Origin of the sequence: Streptomyces shenzhenensis (assembly GCF_003688995.1) — a bacterium.
Taxonomy (GTDB): Bacteria; Actinomycetota; Actinomycetes; order Streptomycetales; family Streptomycetaceae; genus Streptomyces; species Streptomyces shenzhenensis_A.
On record NZ_PENI01000126.1, the window covers coordinates 1 to 563 of the forward strand.

A 563-nucleotide genomic window follows, 5' to 3' on the forward strand; every position below is an offset into this window, starting at 1 on the left:
TGGAGTCCGAGGCGGTGCACATCTTCCGCGAGGTCGCGGGCGAGTTCGAACGACCGGTGATCCTCTTCTCCGGCGGCAAGGACTCCATCGTCATGCTGCACCTCGCACTCAAAGCCTTCACCCCCGCACCCATCCCCTTCACCCTCCTCCACGTGGACACCGGCCACAACTTCCCCGAAGTCCTCCACCACCGCGACCACGTGGTCACCACACACAACCTCCGCCTCCACGTGGCCTCCGTCCAGGACTACCTCGACCGCGGCATACTCAAAGAACGCCCCGACGGCACCCGAAACCCCCTCCAGACCCTCCCCCTCACCGAAAAAATCCAACACGAGAAATTCGACGCCGTCTTCGGCGGCGGACGCCGCGACGAAGAAAAAGCCCGCGCCAAAGAACGCGTCTTCTCCCTCCGCGACGCATTCTCCCAATGGGACCCCCGCCGCCAACGCCCCGAACTCTGGAACCTCTACAACGGCCGCCACGCACCCGGCGAACACGTCCGCGTCTTCCCCCTCTCCAACTGGACCGAACTCGACGTCTGGCAGTACATCGCCCGCGAG

The 563-nt window shown here is 64.8% G+C and carries 1 protein-coding gene; it reads left to right on the forward strand.

What is annotated here, in order from left to right; genetic code table 11:
• The coding region (gene cysD / locus CTZ28_RS46490) for a sulfate adenylyltransferase subunit CysD (protein WP_121895965.1) at positions 1-563 on the forward strand (563 nt) is incomplete at both ends.